This window comes from Streptomyces sp. YIM 121038 (assembly GCF_006088715.1).
Classification (GTDB): domain Bacteria; phylum Actinomycetota; class Actinomycetes; order Streptomycetales; family Streptomycetaceae; genus Streptomyces.
Genome location: NZ_CP030771.1, coordinates 9,869,811 through 9,886,984 on the forward strand (window position 1 = coordinate 9,869,811; position 17,174 = coordinate 9,886,984).

General features: G+C 71.3%; 12 protein-coding genes. 7 read left to right on the forward strand and 5 right to left on the reverse strand.

The features are described 5' to 3' along the window. Positions 1–15 precede the first annotated feature (15 nt). A complete protein-coding gene (locus C9F11_RS41700; protein ID WP_138965648.1) occupies positions 16–1,053 on the reverse strand; it encodes an aliphatic amidase in 1,038 nt (345 codons plus the stop codon). A 220-nt stretch (positions 1,054–1,273) separates the two neighbouring features. On the opposite strand from C9F11_RS41700, the gene C9F11_RS41705 reads away from it, so the two are divergent. The 4 genes from C9F11_RS41705 (at position 1,274) to C9F11_RS41720 (ending at position 6,029) form a co-directional block, all read left to right on the forward strand. Next, positions 1,274–2,938, forward strand: a complete 1,665-nt coding sequence (locus C9F11_RS41705; RefSeq protein ID WP_138965650.1) for a carboxylesterase family protein — start codon at positions 1,274–1,276, stop codon at positions 2,936–2,938. Positions 2,939–3,019: 81 nt separating this feature from the next. Continuing rightward, positions 3,020–3,799 (forward strand): PTS sugar transporter subunit IIA, encoded by a 780-nt coding sequence (locus C9F11_RS41710; protein WP_138965652.1) that lies wholly within the window; start codon positions 3,020–3,022, stop codon positions 3,797–3,799. A gap of 46 nt (positions 3,800–3,845) precedes the next feature. After that, the gene (locus C9F11_RS41715) at positions 3,846–5,402 is read left to right on the forward strand and encodes a PTS ascorbate transporter subunit IIC (protein ID WP_138965654.1); all 1,557 of its coding nucleotides are present in this window, start codon (positions 3,846–3,848) and stop codon (positions 5,400–5,402) included. 27 nt (positions 5,403–5,429) lie between these two features. Then, a complete protein-coding gene (locus C9F11_RS41720) occupies positions 5,430–6,029 on the forward strand; it encodes a YdcF family protein (protein WP_138965656.1) in 600 nt (199 codons plus the stop codon). 105 nt (positions 6,030–6,134) lie between these two features. On the opposite strand, the gene C9F11_RS41725 is transcribed toward C9F11_RS41720, so the two are convergent. Next, complete coding sequence (locus tag C9F11_RS41725; RefSeq protein ID WP_138965658.1) at positions 6,135–6,728, reverse strand: CAP domain-containing protein; 594 nt, start codon at positions 6,726–6,728, stop codon at positions 6,135–6,137. A gap of 91 nt (positions 6,729–6,819) precedes the next feature. Next, positions 6,820–8,445, reverse strand: a complete 1,626-nt coding sequence (locus C9F11_RS41730; RefSeq protein ID WP_249402113.1) for an AMP-binding protein — start codon at positions 8,443–8,445, stop codon at positions 6,820–6,822. Positions 8,446–9,348: 903 nt separating this feature from the next. Between C9F11_RS41730 and C9F11_RS41735 the strand changes: the two genes are divergently transcribed. The 3 genes from C9F11_RS41735 (at position 9,349) to C9F11_RS41745 (ending at position 14,086) form a co-directional block, all read left to right on the forward strand. Further along, complete coding sequence (locus C9F11_RS41735; RefSeq protein WP_212767882.1) at positions 9,349–10,941, forward strand: AMP-binding protein; 1,593 nt, start codon at positions 9,349–9,351, stop codon at positions 10,939–10,941. Between the two features lie 92 nt (positions 10,942–11,033). Beyond that, positions 11,034–12,098 (forward strand): alpha/beta fold hydrolase, encoded by a 1,065-nt coding sequence (locus C9F11_RS41740; RefSeq protein ID WP_171076025.1) that lies wholly within the window; start codon positions 11,034–11,036, stop codon positions 12,096–12,098. 83 nt (positions 12,099–12,181) lie between these two features. After that, positions 12,182–14,086 carry a radical SAM protein gene (locus C9F11_RS41745; protein ID WP_171076026.1) on the forward strand — a complete coding sequence of 635 codons (1,905 nt, stop codon included), beginning with the start codon at positions 12,182–12,184 and terminating at the stop codon, positions 14,084–14,086. 67 nt (positions 14,087–14,153) lie between these two features. Here the strand turns inward: C9F11_RS41745 and C9F11_RS41750 are convergent, their stop codons facing one another. Further along, complete coding sequence (locus C9F11_RS41750) at positions 14,154–15,416, reverse strand: MFS transporter (protein ID WP_171076027.1); 1,263 nt, start codon at positions 15,414–15,416, stop codon at positions 14,154–14,156. A 32-nt stretch (positions 15,417–15,448) separates the two neighbouring features. Continuing rightward, the gene (locus C9F11_RS41755; RefSeq protein WP_171076028.1) at positions 15,449–17,131 is read right to left on the reverse strand and encodes a condensation domain-containing protein; all 1,683 of its coding nucleotides are present in this window, start codon (positions 17,129–17,131) and stop codon (positions 15,449–15,451) included. Positions 17,132–17,174 lie beyond the last annotated feature (43 nt).

Here is a 17,174-nt window from a genome sequence, read left to right on the forward strand (position 1 = left end):
CGCCCGCCGAAGACCTCAGCCCTCCTTCGGGGGCGGCACGGGCAGCGAGCCCACCGGGCAGTCCGCGACACCGGCCGTGTCACGGGTGATCGCCTCGGCGTTCTCCGCGGCCTTGGCCGGGTCGGTCACCCAGAGCCGGTAGAAGTCGAACGGGCACTCCGCCACGCCCCGTTCGCCCTCTCCCGCCGCGTGCACACCGGAGTAGCCGCGGTGCATCAGCTTGTACAGGTGGTTCTGCGACTGGTCGTGGGCGCGCGCGTCCCGGATGGCGGACACCGACAGCTGCGCGTACTGGATGCCGTACTCCTCCTCGCCGGTCTCGCCCAGCGTGCGCCCGTCGAAGCCGATGAGCGCGGAGTGCCCGAAGAAGGAGTAGACGCCGTCGAACCCGGTGGCGTTGGCGACCGCGACGTAGCAGTTGTTCGCCCAGGCCATCGCCTTGGCCATGAGGACCTGCTGGTCCTTGGCCGGGTACATATAGCCCTGACAGCGCACGATCAGCTCGGCGCCCTTCATCGCGCAGTCCCGCCAGATCTCCGGATAGTTGCCGTCGTCGCAGACGATCAGCGAGATGCGCAGGCCCTTGGGGCCCTCGGTCACCCGCGTGGAGTCCCCCGGGTACCAGCCCTCGATCGGACACCACGGGAAGATCTTCCGGTACTTCTGCGCGATGCGGCCCTGGTCGTCGATGAGCACCAGGGTGTTGTAGGGCGGCTTGTGCGGGTGGTCCTCGTGCCGCTCGCCGGTCAGCGAGAAGACTCCCCAGACCCCCGCCGCACGGCAGGCCGCGGCGAAGACCTCGGTCTCCTCACCCGGCACGCGGGAGGCGGTGTCCAGCATCTCGCCCGGGTCGTACATGATTCCGTGCGTGGAGTACTCGGGGAAGACGACGAGGTCCATCCCCGGCAGGCCGACCTTGACGCCCTTCACCATCTCGGCGATCCTCCGGGCGTTGTCGAGCACCTCTGCCCTGGTGTGGAGCCGGGGCATCTTGTAGTTCACCACTGCGACCCCGACCGTGTCCGGGCCGGAGGCGATGTCGCCATGGCGCATCGTCCGCTCCTTCCGTTGCGTTGCCGTACCGGGCGTCCCCGCCCAGACAACGCCCGCCCCGGCGGCATGACAAGCGTTCCGACAGGGAGGCACGGGACGGAGCGAGTCCCCCATCTGCCGCCATATGGGCGCATTCCGAACAGGTGACCACGTGCGGTCCCGGGTACGTACCAGGGCGCTCGGGCCCACCGTGGGCCCCCGGCCGCCGAAGGACGTCATCATGCAGGAACCCCGTCCCTCACGACGCCGAGGCGGCGCGCTGTGCGCGCTGGTCCTCACGCTGTCCGCTCTCCTCACCGCACCGGCCACGGGTGCCGGGGCCCCCGGCCGGCCGGCCGCGCGCGGCCCGGGTGCCGACGGCCCGGTCGTCGTCACCGACCACGGGCCGGTACGGGGCCGGTCCCACGGCGTGTACGACACCTTCGAGGGGATCCCCTTCGCCGCGCCGCCGACCGGGCCGCTGCGCTGGCGTGACCCGCGACCGGCACGGCCCTGGCGGAAGGTGCGCGACGGGGGCGCGCCCGGCCCGAAGTGCCCCCAGCTCCCGCAGTTGGGGCCCGGCCCCGTGACCGGCTCGGAGGACTGCCTCACCCTCAACGTGACCGTGCCGTCGACCCCGCCCGCCCCGTCCGCGTCGGCCAAGGGGCGCGGCCGACCCGTCATGGTGTGGGTGCACGGCGGCGGCTTCACCATCGGCTCGGGCTCCCCGTACCGGGCCGAGCGTCTCGCCGTCCAGGGCGACACCGTGGTCGTGACGCTCAACTACCGGCTCGGCGTCCTCGGCTTCTTCGGCCACCCGGAGCTGCGCGGTGCGACGAACTTCGGCCTCGCCGACCAGCGGGCGGCGCTGCGCTGGGTGCGGGCGAACGCGGCCCGCTTCGGGGGAGACCCGGGCCGGGTGACGCTGTTCGGGGAGTCCGCCGGAGCGCTGAGCGCCTGCGCGCACCTCACCTCGCCGAAGTCCGCGGGGCTCTTCCACCGGGCGGTGCTGCAGAGCGGGTCCTGCATGACCGCGTTCCCGCGCGGCGCCATCCTCCCCGCACAGCCTCGCTACGAGCCGTTCGTGCCGCGGAGCCGGACGGAGACGGCGGGCACGGCGGCCGCCGCCGCGCTCGGCTGCGCACGGCCGGGCGGGACGCTCGACTGCCTGCGCCGTCTGAGCCCCGACAAACTGGTGACACCCGCGCTGACGCAGACGTTCTCCCTCGTCTCCTACGGGGGCGGGGGGCTGCCCCTGCGCCCCGACCGGGCCCTGGAGCAGGGCCGTTTCCACCGCGTGCCGGTGGTGCAGGGCACCAACAAGGACGAGCTGCGGCTCTTCCTCGCCCTGACGCAGTCGGCGGCCCCGATCCCCGACGCGCGCGCGTACCGGGCCCGCCTTGTCCACTCCTTCGGCGCGGCGGCGGCAGCCGTCGAGAAGCAGTACCCGCTGACGGCCCACTCCTCGCCGGGGGCGGCCTGGGCCGCGCTGACGTCCGACGCCTCGTTCACCTGCCCCGCGCTGCGGGCGAACCGCGCGCTGGCCGCGCGCGTGCCCACGTACGCCTATCTCTTCAGCGACACGAACGCGCCGCGCCTCGCGGAGCTCCCGGCGGTGGAGGGCTACCCCTACGGGGCGGCGCACGGCTTCGAGCTGCCGTACCTCTTCCCGACCGACACGGTGCCGCGGTTCACTCCCGAACAGCACGCGCTGGCGGCCCGCATGACCGGCTACTGGACCCGGTTCGCGACCACCGGTGACCCGAACTCCCCGGACGCGCCCGCCTGGCCCGGCTCTGCCAGCGGCCCGACCGTGCTGTCACTGGCCCCCGGTCCGGACGGCATCCGCCCGGTGGACGCCACCCGCGCACACCACTGCGCGTTCTGGGACCGGCAGACCGACTGAGCGGGGCCGGGCCCGCCGACGGGAACGTCGCACGGCCCGAGCCCTCGGCCCGGCCCCGTGGCCTGTGAAACGATCAGCCTCATGGTGTCTGTGAGCGCGTTGCTGCCGGTGGAGGCGATCCGGCTCGGGGCCGAGGCCGAGGACTGGCGCGGGGCGGTGTGCCTCGCGGGTGAGCTGCTGGTGGAGACCGGCAGCAGCACGGACGCGTACACCGGCGAGATGATCCGGAGCGTCGTGGACAACGGGCCGTACATCGTGCTCGCACCCGGCTTCGCCTTCGCGCACGCGCGGCCCTCACCGGCGGTGCTGCGGACGGGCATGTCCTGGGTACGGCTGGCGCGGCCGGTGGAGTTCGGGCACGCGACGAACGACCCGGTGGACCTGGTCGTGGCGCTGGCCGCGCGGGACGCTTCCCAGCACACCGAGGCGATGGCCTCACTGGCCCGGCTGCTCGCGGACCCGGAGACCGAGCGGGCCCTGCGGAACGCGTCCACGCCGCAGGCCCTGCGGGCGCTGCTCGCGGGGGAGACCCCACCGGGGCCCGCGCGGGAAAGCGCGGCGGGCGGTGGCCGGACCGTGCACAAGATCCTCACCGTCTGCGGCAACGGCCTGGGCACCAGCCTGTTCCTGAAGAACACCCTGGAGCAGGTCCTCGAACGCTGGGGATGGGGCCGGTACGTGACCGTGGAGGCCACCGACACCATCTCCGCCAAGGGCAAGGCGGCCGAGGCCGTCGCGATCCTCACCTCCCGCGAGATCGCCAGGACCCTCGGCGACGTCGGCATCCCCGTGAAGGTCGTGGACGACTTCACCTCCACCGCGGAGGCCGACCGGGTGCTGCGGGACACGTACGACGTATGAGCCGGAGCACCGCACACGACAGTGGAGAAGTAGGAGGAAGAGCGCCGTGGACCGGCTGGTATCGGTAGCGAAGTTCCTGGTCGACGAGATCCTCAGCCAGCCCGCGTATCTGATCGGGCTCATCACGGCCGCGGGTCTGGTCGCGCTGCGCAAGTCGGCGGGCCAGGTGCTCGGCGGCGCGATCAAGGCGACGCTGGGGTTCCTGTTGATCGGCGCGGGCGCCGGCCTTGTGGTGGCGGCGCTCGCCCCGCTCGGCGAGATGATCCAGGGCTCGACGGGTGCGCACGGCGTGATCCCGACGAACGAGGCCATCGTCGGCATCGCCCAGGCCGAATACGGCTCGCGGGTGGCCTGGCTGATGATCCTCGGCTTCGCGGTCAGCCTGGCGCTCGCCCGCTTCACGCCGCTGCGCTATGTCTTCCTGACGGGCCATCACATGCTGTTCATGGCCACGCTCCTGACGATGGTGCTCGCCACCGCCGGGCAGAAGTCGTGGGTCGTGGTCGTCGTCGGCGGTGTCCTGCTCGGCATCCTGCTCGTGGCGCTGCCCGCCTTCGCCCACCCCTGGACCAAGCGCGTCACCGGCAACAACACCGTGGCGATCGGCCACTTCGGCACCGCGGGCTACGTCGTCGCCGGGGCGACGGGGCAGCTCGTCGGGCGCCGCAGCCGTTCCACGGAGGACATGAAGCTGCCCGAGGGCCTGCGCTTCCTGCGGGACTCGATGGTCGCCACGGCCCTGTCCATGGTGCTCATCTACCTGATCATGTCGCTGGTGTTCCTCGCCAAGGTGGGCAAGGAGACCGCGTTCAAGGCGTTCGCCGCGGACGGCGGTCCGGCCGCGCCCGACGTCGGCGCGTACGTCATGCAGTCGATCATGCAGGGGCTCCAGTTCGGCATCGCCGTCGCCGTGATCCTCTTCGGCGTCCGCACGATCCTCGGTGAACTCGTGCCCGCCTTCCAGGGCATCGCGAACAGGCTGGTGCCGGGTGCGGTGCCCTCGCTGGACGCGCCGATCGTCTTCCCGTACGCGCAGAACGCCGTCCTGATCGGCTTCATCTCCAGCTTCGTCGGCGGCCTGGTCAGCCTCGGCCTGCTCGCCTGGATCCTGGAGCCCGCCTTCGGGCTCGCGCTGGTGCTGCCCGGCCTGGTGCCGCACTTCTTCACCGGTGGCGCCGCGGGGGTGTACGGCAACGCCACCGGAGGGCGGCGCGGCGCCGTGGCCGGTGCCTTCCTCAACGGCGTGCTCATCACGTTCCTGCCCGCGCTGCTCCTGGAGGTCCTCGGCGCCTTCGGCAAGGAGAACACGACGTTCGGCGACGCGGACTTCGGCTGGTTCGGCTCCCTCATCGGCAACGCCGCCAAGGCCGGGACGGTGGGCGGCGCCGTCCTGATGCTGCTCCTGGGCGCGGTGATCCTGGCCGGGGCCATCGTCGTGCAGAAGCGGGTCGTGGAGACGGGCTGGGACCCGGGCGCGCGCCGCGACGCGCTCCTGCCCCGCGCGGAGCGGGCCCCCGCCGCACCCGCCGCCCCGGCCACCGCGTACAGGAAGATCGCGCCACCTCCGGGGGCGCCGAAGCCGCCCCCGCCGCCGCAGGGGTGACGCGTGACGGCGTCGTAGGGTCGCCGCATGCGACGGAGGACGAGAGCGGCGATCGCGGGGGCGGCGGCCCTGGCCTGGGGCGAGTGGCTGAACCGGCGCTGGTCCCGCACGCTCGTGGGGCGCGGCGCGGGCGCCGTCGAGGCCGTGGTCGTGCTGGGGTTCCGAAACCCCCAGGCGACAGCGAACGTCATCAACCGCTGGCGAGTCCGCGCCGGAATCCGCTCCGCCACGGGCGGCGGTGCGGGGAACCCGCGCGTGATCTTCAGCGGCGGCGCGACCGGCGGCGGCGCCACGGAGGCCGCGGTGATGGCGGACTACGCGACGTCGGTGCTCGGGTTCCGCGGCACGGTGGTCCTCGAAGACCGCAGCCGGACGACCTGGGAGAACATCACGCACGTGATCCCCCTTCTCGAAGACGCCGACCGCATCAAGATCGCCTCCCAGCCGGCGCACGCGCTCAAGGCGCGCGCCTACTTGCGGCGGCAGCGCCCCGACCTCGCCGAGCGGCTGGTGCGCGCGGACGACTACCGCCCGGGGGAGTGGACGGCGGTCAAGCCACTGCTGGCCCTGTACGGACTCTGGACGCTCCGTGGCCTCACGGCCGAGGAACGGAAGCCCGCGTTGTAGCCGCCGCGGCCCCCGCTTCCTCCTCCGCGTTCACCGGCTTCCTCCTCCGCGTTCACCGCAGGCGGGTCCAGGGCCTGTCCGCACGGTCCTGGACCCGTCCGGGCCTCAGAGCTCGGTGGCGAAGTTCTGTACCCACCAGGGGCCGCCTGCCTTCAGGCCGACACCGGCGCCGAAGTCCTTGTACGCGCAGTTGAGGATGTTGGCGCGGTGCCCGGAGCTGCGCATCCAGTCACGCATGGCGGTCTTGGGGCCCTTCGGGCCCTTGTGTATGTTCTCGCCCCACGCCCCGGCGCGGTATCCCGCCTTCCGCATCCGGTCGCCCGCGCTCTTGCCCTCGGGGCTGGTGTGGTCGTAGTAGTCCCGCGCCGCCATGTCCTTGGCGTGGGCCTGCGCGGCGGCCTGAACCCGGCGGTCCAGGCGCAGCGGCCGGCACCCCGCCTTCGCCCGCTCGGCGTTGACGAGGACCAGGAGCTGCTTCTGGTACCGCGCGGTCTTGCTCGGCGCCGGGCGCTGCTTCGCCTCCGCGGCGGCGGTGCCCGGCTTCTCGCCGCCGGAGGTGTCCGCGAGGGCGAACGTCCCCACCGACGCGAGAGCGGCCGCCGCCACGGCCCCGCCCGCCAGCACGCGGACCTTCAGCCCGCGACGGCTCCGTCCGTGACGGCCGCGCTCCGCGTCGGCGTTGTCCTTGCCCAGGTGCATGTGCGCTCCACTCTGTGGTGATCGTCGGTCGGTCCGACGTAGGGGAGACCGGGCACGGGGCCTGGGGACAACACTTTTCGCACAGGCGTTTCTAGGGCGTGCCGAAGTCCCCGCTCGTCCACGCGGCGCGCAGCGCCTTCTTGTCGACCTTGCCGACGTTGGTCGTCGGGAGCTGCTTCAGCAGGACGGTCCCGCGGGGCGTGTACAGCTCGCCCAGCTCGGCGGTCACCGCCGCGCCGACCGCGCCCGGGTCGACGTCGACGCCCTCGGCCGTGGCCAGGAAGATCTGGACGGCCTCCCCGTACTCCTCGTCCGGTACGCCGAGGGCCGCCGCGTTGCGCACACCCGGCAGCGTGAGCAGGAAGTCCTCCAGGACCCGGGAGTAGACGTTGTCGCTGGTGCCGCCGGTGACGATGATGTCCTTGGCCCGGTCGACGAGGTAGAGGTACCCCTCGGCGTCGAGGTAGCCCATGTCGCCGGTGCGCAGCCAGCCGTCGTGCAGGGCCTCGGCGGTGCGCCGCGGGTCCTCGAAGTAGCCGAGCATCACCGTCTCGCCCCGGACGCACACCTCACCGACCTGCCGGACGGGCAGCGCCAGGGTGCTGTCCTCGCCGCGGATCTCGATCTCGGTGTCGCATATCGCGCGACCGCAGCTGCGCCACAGCTCGGGACGGCGGGCGCCCTCCGCGGCGAGGTCCTCCGCGCCGAACGCGGTGATGCCGAGCGCCTCCGACTGCCCGTAGCCCTGGCTGAGCACGGGCCCGAAGACCTCGACCGCCTGCTGGAGCCGGCTGGGCGAGGTGGCCGCGCCGCCCACCACGATCCGGCGCAGCGCGGGCAGGGCGCCGGGCACGCACTCCGGGTGGTCGAGGACCGCGTACAGCATCGGCGGGACGAACATGGTGGCGGTGATCCGCTCCTCGCGCAGCACCGTCAGCGCCGCGCCCGCGTCGAACTCCGGCAGCACGACGAGGACGGACCCCGTCACCAGCGCCTGGATCGAGGTGAGGTGGCCGCTGCCGTGCGTGAGCAGCGTCGAGGCGAGCACCCGGTCCGTGCTCGGGTCCATGGTGGGGAAGAACCCGGCGCGGGAGTCCTGCGGATCGTCCTCCGCCATGTCGACCAGCGTGTCGTAGAGCCGGTGGCTGTGCGCGGCGAGCTTGGGGTTGCCCAAGGTGCCGCCGGTGTAGAGGACGGTGACGGCCTCGTCCGCCGCCGGGGCGGGCACGCCGTCGGGGCGCTCCGCCGGGCACTCGGCCGCCAGGGCCAGCAGGTCCGGACACGGCTGGGCGCAGGGGCCGAGGCTGACCAGGGTGGGGGCGTGGACGCTGCGCCCGGCCGCGTCGGCGGCCCGCCGCGCGAAGAGCGGGTCGGTGACCACGACGCGCGCCCGCGACTGCTCGACCAGCGCGGCCAGCTCGCCGGGGCCCGGCTCGGGCGGCAGGAAGACGACGCGGCAGCCGATGAGATGGACCGCGAGTTGCACCAGCACGGAGTCCACGCGATTGGCCAGGAACAGCCCCACTCCGTCGCCGGGCTCGAGCCCCTGCCGGCGCAGTGCGTGGCCCAGCCTGAACAGCCGTCGGCGAGCTTCGCCCCGGGTCAGCCGCTGCGCACCCTGGACGAGCGCCTCGGCCTCTTCGTCCTTGTGCCAGTGCTCCAGGACGCGGTCCACGTACGTCCGCGGCACGGCTGTTTGCTGCTCGTTAATGATCATGGACACATGCAAACATGCCGCTCGCGATGCGTGGACTCGCAGGGGGTAACTTCGGCCATCAACAGGGGGAGTAGCATGCCCCCCCGATCCGGGGCGGGTGGTTGCTTTTGTGCCGCACGCGCATGGCCTGATGTCGTCGGTGCGGTGGGCTCGCGGCGCCGCCTCTCCGAGCGGGGCAGGGAGGTCGAGGGGGGCGTGCCCGAGGGGGCGCTTCCGGTCGTGAAAGAAGTTCGAATACATCAATGAATTCGGTACGTGTCTTCTCCATCAAGGCGCCGCTCGACATCACCCAACGGTGCGGTGATCGACTATTCCGGTCGCCATTTGACGCCTTGTCGAGGCGTGCGGAATCGGCCTGTACGGACGAAGCGTGAAACGGTCTGCGCGTCAACACGGCACCCCGGTCGAGGTGTTGACTGAGGAATAGGGCCGGGATAACGTCGCCATGAATCCCGGTCCCGCACCTTGTGTCACATACCCGGGACCCGTGCCCGATGCGAGGCCACGCGGCGACGACACGTAACTCCGCATCAATGGGCAAATGCGTGCTGCCGCCTCTGCCGTCGGAAACCTGTTCCAGGAAGCACCGGCAAGGTCCTCTTTCCGTCGTGTCGACGCGGTGGAGACGGGCGAGGAAGAACAGGCCGGGGAGCCGGAGCAGGCAGGGAGAGTCCGGCTTCGTCGGTCCCCGTGAAGAGTCGCAGCGCAACCACCTGAACGGCGCGGATCGTCGCCGCGCCGCGATCACCTCGGCATGGCGCGCGCCGCCAACGCGATTTCCCGCGGGCGGGACTTCCGGAGCTTTCCCATGGCCATGGCCCGCGGAAAGCCCGGACGAGAGCAGATGAATTTGATTCTGACGGCGACCTGGCCGTCACCATGGATGTGCCCTGGGGGGCAACAATGACAGAGGAATCAAGGGCACCGGCGCCGGGCCGGGGAATGTACGCGCTCTGGGGCGGCGACGCCGAAGCGCGCTGCCTGCTGGAGTCACTGGCCGAGACCGTGAAAGAGCGAAGCGAAGACATCGCCGTACAGGACGAGGAACACGAACTGACCTACGCCCGGCTCGCGGCCTGGGCCGGTCACATCGCCGATCTCCTCGCCGAGCACGGCATTCGCCCGGGTGACCGGGTGGCGGTCACCGGACCACGGAGCGCCGCGATCGTCGCGGCGATGCTGGCCACCGTGAGCGCGGGAGCGACCTATGTGCCGCTCGACGTCGAGTACCCGCTCCGGCGCCTGGAGCACATGGCCGCCGACAGCGAGGCCCGAATGCTCCTGTACTGCGGCGACGAACCGGCCTTCGGCCTCAAGGCCGAGGCGGTCCGCATCCCCGCCGCGCCCGACCCGACCGACACGGATGCCGTGGCCGCGCTCGCGCGGCTGTCCTGTCGACCGGACCTCCCTGTATACGTGATCTACACCTCGGGTTCAACGGGCCTGCCCAAAGGCGTGGCCCTGCCGCACCGCTGCGTCGACAACATGGCGGCCTGGCAGTGGCGCCACTCGGTGCGCCCGGACCTGCGCACGGCCCAGTTCGCCCCGCTCAACTTCGACGTGTGGTTCCAGGAAGTACTCGGCACCCTCTGCGGCGGCGGAACGCTGATCGTCATGCCCGAGCCGCTCCGGCGCGACCCCATCGCCCTCCTGGACTGGCTCGGCGACCACCGCGTCGAGCGCCTGTTCCTGCCGTACGTCGCCCTGCACATGCTCGCCGTGGCCGCCGAGGCCACGGACTCCCTGGAGCACCTCGCCCTGGCCGAGGTGAACACCGCGGGAGAGCAGCTCGTGTGCACCCCGGCGGTCCGTGATCTCTTCCGTCGCCTTCCTGGCTGCCGGTTGAACAATCACTACGGACAGAGCGAGTCCGCCATGGTCGCGGTGCACACGCTCACGGGTTCCAGCGACACCTGGCCCACGCTCCCCCCGATCGGACGCCCGCTGCCGGGCTGCGAGGTCCTCGTCGCCCCCACCGAGCCGGGCGAACCGTCGGTGGGTGAACTCCTGGTCGCCGGCGCACCGCTGTCCGTGGGCTATCTGAACCAGCCGGCCCTCAACGCCGAGCGGTACGTCACGCTCGACGAGACGACGCCACAGGGGCACCGCCACGCCTTCCGCACCGGTGACCTGGTGCGCGTCGAGGGGGACACCGTGCACCTCCTCAGCCGGATCGACCGCGAGGTGAAGATCCGCGGCGTGCGCGTGAACCCACTGGAGGTGGACGCCTGCCTGCTGGAGCAGCCGGGGATCGTCGAGGCGGTCACCGTCGTGGTGGACATCGCCGAGGGCTCCCGGCAGCTGCGCGCCGCCGTGACCGTGGACGTCGACGAGGACGTGTTCGACGGCGCGAGGACGCTCAAGGCACTCACCGAACTCCTGCCCGAGCAGTTCATCCCGGTCTCCCTCACCGTCCTGCCGGAACTGCCGCGCACTCCCAGCGGAAAGGCCGACCGGGACGCCATCACCGCCGCACTCGCACCCCCGACGCCATGACGCCGGACGGCGAGAGCGGCGAACGGACCCCGGGCACGGTCCGGGAACGGGGGAGCACCGCACGAACGGAATCCATCCGAAGAGGGGGGCGCGTGGAACACAGCGACTTCAAGACGGCGACCGAACAGCGGCTCGCCGGGATCTGGGCCGACGTCATGCGGCTGGACAGGGAAAAGATCAAGCGCGACCAGGACTTCTTCGATGTCGGTGGTGACTCGCTGCTGGCCACGAAGGTCGTCCTGCGCGTACGCCGCGACTGGGACATCAACATCACGGTCCGGGTGCTGAACGACGCGCCGGTCCTGGCCGAACTGGCCGAACGCATCGACCAGCGGGTGGCGAAGTCGGCGCGGCCGACCGCGGGCTCGCCCGCCCCGGCGACCCGCGCGAGCAGGCCCGGAGCGTGCCTGTGGGAGATGCGCCCCGGAGCAGGGGGCCCCGGACGGGGAACGCTGCTCGTCCTGCCCCATGCGGGAGGGTCGGCACAGAACTACGGCCCGTGGGCGGACTGGCTCCCCGAGGACCTGCGCATCCTCGCGGCCCAGTACCCCGCCCGCGCCTCGCGCGCCGACGAACCGGTCGCGGCCGACCTCCACCGCATCGTCGACGAGGTCCTCGAAGCCCTGGGCGACCTCGACGGGCCGCTCTACGTCTTCGGCCACAGCATGGGCTCCTACGTCGGATACGAGCTCTGCTGGAGGGAACAGTCGGCGGGGCGCGCGCCCGCCGTGCTCTTCGCCTCCGGAGCCGTTCCTCCCCACCGGCACCGGCCGAACCCGGCGACCGAGGAGGAGATCACCGACGAGTGGCTCCTGGGCATCCTGGGGACGTACGAGGGCGTTTCCGACGACCTCAGGAACCACCCGGAGGTCATGAGCCAGGCACTGCGCACCCTGCGGGGCGACGTGAAGCTCTTCAGGAACTACGCGTACGGCGATGCGCTCCGCAGGCTGGACATCCCCATCGTGGTGTTCGGCGGAGAGAACGACGACCTCGTGCCCCCGGCCGAGGCGGAACGCTGGAGCGACCTGGGCACGGCGGAAAGCGTCACGCGTCTGATGCCGGGCGGGCACTTCTTCTATCTCGACAACATGGCGACCGTCACGGACGCCATGTCCACGTATCTCGTGAGCGGTCACGACGGGCAGAGGGCATAGGGGGCACGAGCATGGAAAGCCAGGAATTATCCGGAACCACGGACGCCGGGACGGCCACGCGGGACCGCCGGAGGATCGTGCTGGTGGAACTGCCCACCTACGAGAACATCCTGCCGCTCGCCTCCGGCTACATCCAGGCGTTCGCCCAGGACGACGACGAGGTCGCGGCGGCCCACACCTTCGAGATCGTGTCCCTCCCGGTCACCGGCGACCGGCGCGACCTGCTCCGGCAGCTCGCCGACAAGGACGCGTACCTCTATACGTTCAGCTGCTACATCTGGAACATGAAGCTGGTCCGCTGGCTGCTGAAGGAACTGCGTGCCCTGCGCCCCGACGCGCACTACCTGCTGGGCGGACCCCAGGTGATGAACCACGCCGCGACCTATCTGAGCGACGGCGCTCAGAACGTCTACGTGTGCAACGGAGAGGGGGAACGCACGTCCCTCGCATTCATCCGGCAACTCGGCGCGCGGAATCCGGACATGCACAAGGTGCCGGGGCTCAGTTTCTGGTCCGCGGGCGAACTCGTCACCACCGAGGCGGCGCCCAGGATCCAGAACCTGATGGACATTCCTTCGCCGTTCCTCAACGGCGTCTTCGACGGTCACGAATTCAGCTTCGCCATCATGGAGACGAACCGCGGCTGCCCGTTCCGCTGCACCTTCTGCTATTGGGGCGCCGCCACGAACTCCAAGGTCAACAAGTTCGAAGAAGAACGGATCAAGAACGAGCTCAAGTGGGTCAGCGAGCACGGCTACAACGCGCTGATGATCGCCGATGCCAACTGGGGCCTCTCACCCCGCGACATCGCCCTGAGCGAGTACATCGTCGAATGCAGCGAGGAGAACGGCTACCCACTGATCGTCCACATGGCCGCCGCCAAGAACCGGCCCGAGCGCATGGCGGAGATCACCGAGATCTTCGTACGCGGCGGACTGATGGTGAGCCAGCCCATCTCGCTGCAGACGGTCAACGAATCGACGCTGGAGATGGTGGACCGGAAGAACATCCGCGAGGAGACCTACATCGGGCTGCAGCGCCTGCTCCGGGAGAAGCGGATCAGCTCGTACGTGGAGATGATCTGGCCGCTGCCCGGCGAGACCCTCACCTCGTTCAAGGACGGGCTGACCAGGCTCTGCCGCTCGTACGCCGACACCATCATCGTCTATCCGCAGCTGTTCCTGCACAACACGCCCATGTACGCGCAGCGGGAGGCCCTCGGCATCGTGACCGCCGAGGCGGCCAGCGACGTGTCCGAGGCGGAGGTCGTCCTCGGCACGAAATGGGTGACCGAGGAGGACTGCTACGAGGGCTACTGGGTGAACCACGCGCTGTACACCCTGTACAACATGCGCGCCCTGTTCGTGCTCTCGGGATACCTCGACGCGACCGGAACCCTCTCCTACGGCGACCTGTTCGCCGAGATGGCCCGCTACTTCCGGAGCAGGCCCGACTCGGAGGTGTGCCGGTTCTTCATCCAGTCGACGAAGGACCTCGGCAACTACGACCTGCTGAACACCGGCAAGACCGCGCACATGGTGCTGAGCTCGCACCGCGAGGAGTTCGACCGGTTGCTGGCCGACTTCGTCGCCGAACAGGAGTGGTGGGCCGACCCGATGGCGCGCCAGGCCTTCGAGATGGACCTCCTCACCCGTGCCTACATCTACCGCGAACCGGTACGGACGCCGGACTACGCGTTCACCGAGGTCACCCTGCTCGGCCGGCCGGACGACAAGGGCCACCTGGTCGAGGTGTCCGCGGAGCTGTTCCGCCTGCTGGTGGGGCGCGAGATGCTCGAAGCCGACGACGCGGGGGCGGAGCGGGTCACCCTGCACATCGACCACCGGGGGCGGCAGAAGATGCCGTACCAGCGGCAGCGGAGCCTGGAGCACAACGCGAACTACTGCCAGGGCATGGTGCTGCGCTCGCGGGAGATCCTGCCCACCCTTGAGGTCGCCTCCACCGAGGCCCTCAGCTCCGTGGCGTGAGCCGCTGAGCGGGGAGGGAGCCCCGGCGGGACGGCGAGCCGATTCGCCGGGGTGCTCCGCCTCCTCGTCACTCCGCCTCGGCAGGCAGGTCCTTCAGCCGCCGCAGCGGGCTCGGCAGGATGAACAGGATGCTCACGACGCCGCCCAGCGTGGCCAGCCACAGCGTCGGGCGCAGCCCCAGCCAGCTGCCCAGGGCGCCGCCCACGAGCGCGCCCAGCGGCCGGGACCCCTTGTTGAACAGCATGAACGCGCCCTGCACCCGGGCGCGGAGCCGGTGCGGCGTCAACGCGAGCTGGATCGAGGTCGCGGAGATGTCACACACCATCAGGCCGATGCCGGAGACGAACTCGGCCACGATCAGCAACGTGGCCGCCAGCCACACCGGTCCCTGGGCCAGCGGCACCAGGACCAGGGCCCCCGGATAGAGGAACGCGCCGAGGAAGAAGGCCCCGCCCACCCCCAGCGACCGGCTCGCCCGGGTCGTGAGCGCCGCCCCGGCCATCGCGCCGACGGCACCGGCCGCGATCACGACACCGACGAGGCCGGACGACAGGTGGAGCTCCCGCACCGCGTACAGGACCAGGAGCGTGAAGTAGATCGTGTAGAAGAAGTTGAGGCTGGCGTCCGCGAAGAACTTCGCGAGCAGGACCGGGGTGCGCAGCACGAACCGCAGCCCCTCCCGCAGATGTCTGCGGCCCGCGGGCGCGGGCCGGGGCTCCTCCGGCGAGAAGGACCGCAGCAGCAGGGCCGAACCGACGAAGGAGACGACGTCGAGGACGATCGCGACGGGACCGGACAGGATCTGCACGAGCCCACCGCCGATCCCGGGACCCGCCGCGAAGGAGAAGTTGTAGCTCCCCTTGACCAGGGCGTTGCCCGACAGCAGCTGCTCACGCGGCACCACGACGGCCAGGAGGCTGTTGGCGCACAGACTGAACAACATGCCGAACGTCCCCGTGACGAAGGCGACGACGTACAGCTGCGGCAGCGTCATCACGTCGAGCCAGTAGGCGATCGGCACGGTCACCAGGACCAGCGCGCGGACGAGGTCGGCGACGATCATCGTGGTGCGCAGCCGCCCGGACCGGTCGATGAGCGAGCCCGCGTGCAGCGAGAACAGCAGATTGGGAAGGGACGCGGCGGCCGAGAGGACGCCCAGCTGGGCCGCGTTGGCGTCCAGGGCGAGGACCGCGGCCAGCGGCAGGGCGACGAAGGTGATCTGATCGCCCAGGTAGGAGATCGACTGGGCGGTCCAGTATCTGCGGAAGGCGGTCTGGCGTAACAGCGGTGGCACCCGGTCAAGGACGCGGCGTCGGGTGGTGCTCGGCACGGTCTCCTCCGCTGGATCGGTCGGCCCGGCGCTCACAGGTCGCCGCTGCTTTCGGCGAACGCCGTTCTACCACAGGGGAGATCATGGATCGGCCGGTCCGGTTCCCCGGCGATGACCCGCAGGATCAGACCCAGGTCCTCGACCATGGCGCGGGCCGTCTCCCGGTCGAAGAGGTCCTCGGCGTACTCCAGGTGCCCGGTGACACCGGCCGGTCCGCCGTCGCCGTCGAAGGCCTCGGTCAGCTCCCAGGTGAGATCGAACTTGGCGACCTTGAGCGGCAGGATCTCGGCCTCGGCGCGCAGGCCCGTCAGCTCCGGCGGCTCGACGGGGCCCGCCTGGAACGCCAGGAGGACCTGCACCAGCGGTCCGTACGCCGCCGACCGCGGCGGGTTCACCACCTCCACGACACGGTCGAAGGGGAGGTCCTGGTGCTCCAGGGCCGCGAGGTCCGTCACCTGCGTACGGCGCACCGCCTCGGCCACCGTGGGGGCGCCCGACAGATCGACCCGCAGCACGAGGGTGTTCACGAACAACCCCACCAGGCCGTCGAGGGAGGCGTCCGGCCGCCCGGCCACGGTCGCGCCGATGACGACGTCCTCTCCCGCGCCGCGCAGGTGCAGCAGCAGGGCGAGTGCGGCGTGGACGAGGACGAACACGGTGCAGCCCGAGCGCCGGGCCGTGCTCAGCAGGTCCCGGTGGAGCGCCGGGTCGAGGGCCAGCGGCAGCTGGTCGCCTCTGCCGCTGGGCACCGGAGGACGGGGGCGGTCGGTGGCCATCACCAGCGGCTCGGGGGCCCCTGCCAGGGCGGCGCGCCAGAACTCCGTCTGCCGGAGGGCCGTGGGGGAGGGGCGGTCCGGGGCGTACTGGGCGCGTTGCCACACCGCGTAGTCGGCGTACTGGACGGGCAGGGGCTCCCAGGGTACGTCCCGCCCGGCGATGCGGGCCCGGTAGGCGAGGCCGATGTCCCTGGTGAGGCGATTGTTGGACCAGCCGTCGACCGCGATGTGATGGATCAGCAGGAGCAGGACGTACGCGTCGCAGCCGTCAGCCGCGGAGCCGTCCGCGCGGGTGTCGTCGGCGAACAGCGCGGCGCGGAAGGGGATCTCGGTGTCCAGACAGAAGGAGCGACCGGCGGCCTCCCGCACGGCCTCCACCACCGTGCCCGTCGTCACGCGGGTGTGGTGCAGCGGCGCCTCCCGCGGTGCCGGAAGGACCTCCTGCACGGGCCCGTCCTCACCGAGGACGACCCGGGTGCGCAAGGCCTCGTGACGCTCCAGTACGTCACCGAGTGCCCTACGCAGGGCGGCCTGGTCGAGGGGGCCGCTCAGACGGAGGACCATCGCGACGTTGTAGAGGCTGCTGGGGCCGGTGAACTGGTCGAGGATCCACAGGCGTTCCTGGGCGAAGGACGCGGGGATCGCCATGGCGCGGTCGGCGGGCCGGACGAGGCGCGCCGCCTCGCGCCCGCTGTCGAGGGCGGCGCGCAGGCTCCGCACGGTCGGGTTGCGGAAGATGTCCGCGGTGGTCACCTCGACGCCCAGGGCGCTGCGGATGCGCGCCGACAGGGTCGTCGCGGTCAGCGAGTAGCCGCCGAGCACGAAGAAGTCGTCGTCGGGACCGACCGAGGGTATCTGGAGGCATTCGGCGAACAGGCCGGCGAGGGCCTCCTCGGGTGCGCGCGTCGGTCGGGATGCGTGGTGCGGCTCGGTCGTCACGGGCTGCTCGCTCCTCACCAGGTCCTGGTCCTTCGTACGGTCG

Excerpts from the sequence above, each read along its gene's own strand:
- C9F11_RS41730 (WP_249402113.1), bottom strand. The coding sequence starts at position 8,445 with ATGATCATTAACGAGCAGCAAACAGCCGTGCCGCGGACGTACGTGGAC.
- C9F11_RS41720 (WP_138965656.1), top strand. The coding sequence starts at position 5,430 with ATGCGACGGAGGACGAGAGCGGCGATCGCGGGGGCGGCGGCCCTGGCC.
- C9F11_RS41710 (WP_138965652.1), top strand. The coding sequence starts at position 3,020 with ATGGTGTCTGTGAGCGCGTTGCTGCCGGTGGAGGCGATCCGGCTCGGG.
- C9F11_RS41705 (WP_138965650.1), top strand. The coding sequence starts at position 1,274 with ATGCAGGAACCCCGTCCCTCACGACGCCGAGGCGGCGCGCTGTGCGCG.
- C9F11_RS41735 (WP_212767882.1), top strand. The coding sequence starts at position 9,349 with ATGACAGAGGAATCAAGGGCACCGGCGCCGGGCCGGGGAATGTACGCG.
- C9F11_RS41725 (WP_138965658.1), bottom strand. The coding sequence starts at position 6,728 with ATGCACCTGGGCAAGGACAACGCCGACGCGGAGCGCGGCCGTCACGGA.
- C9F11_RS41700 (WP_138965648.1), bottom strand. The coding sequence starts at position 1,053 with ATGCGCCATGGCGACATCGCCTCCGGCCCGGACACGGTCGGGGTCGCA.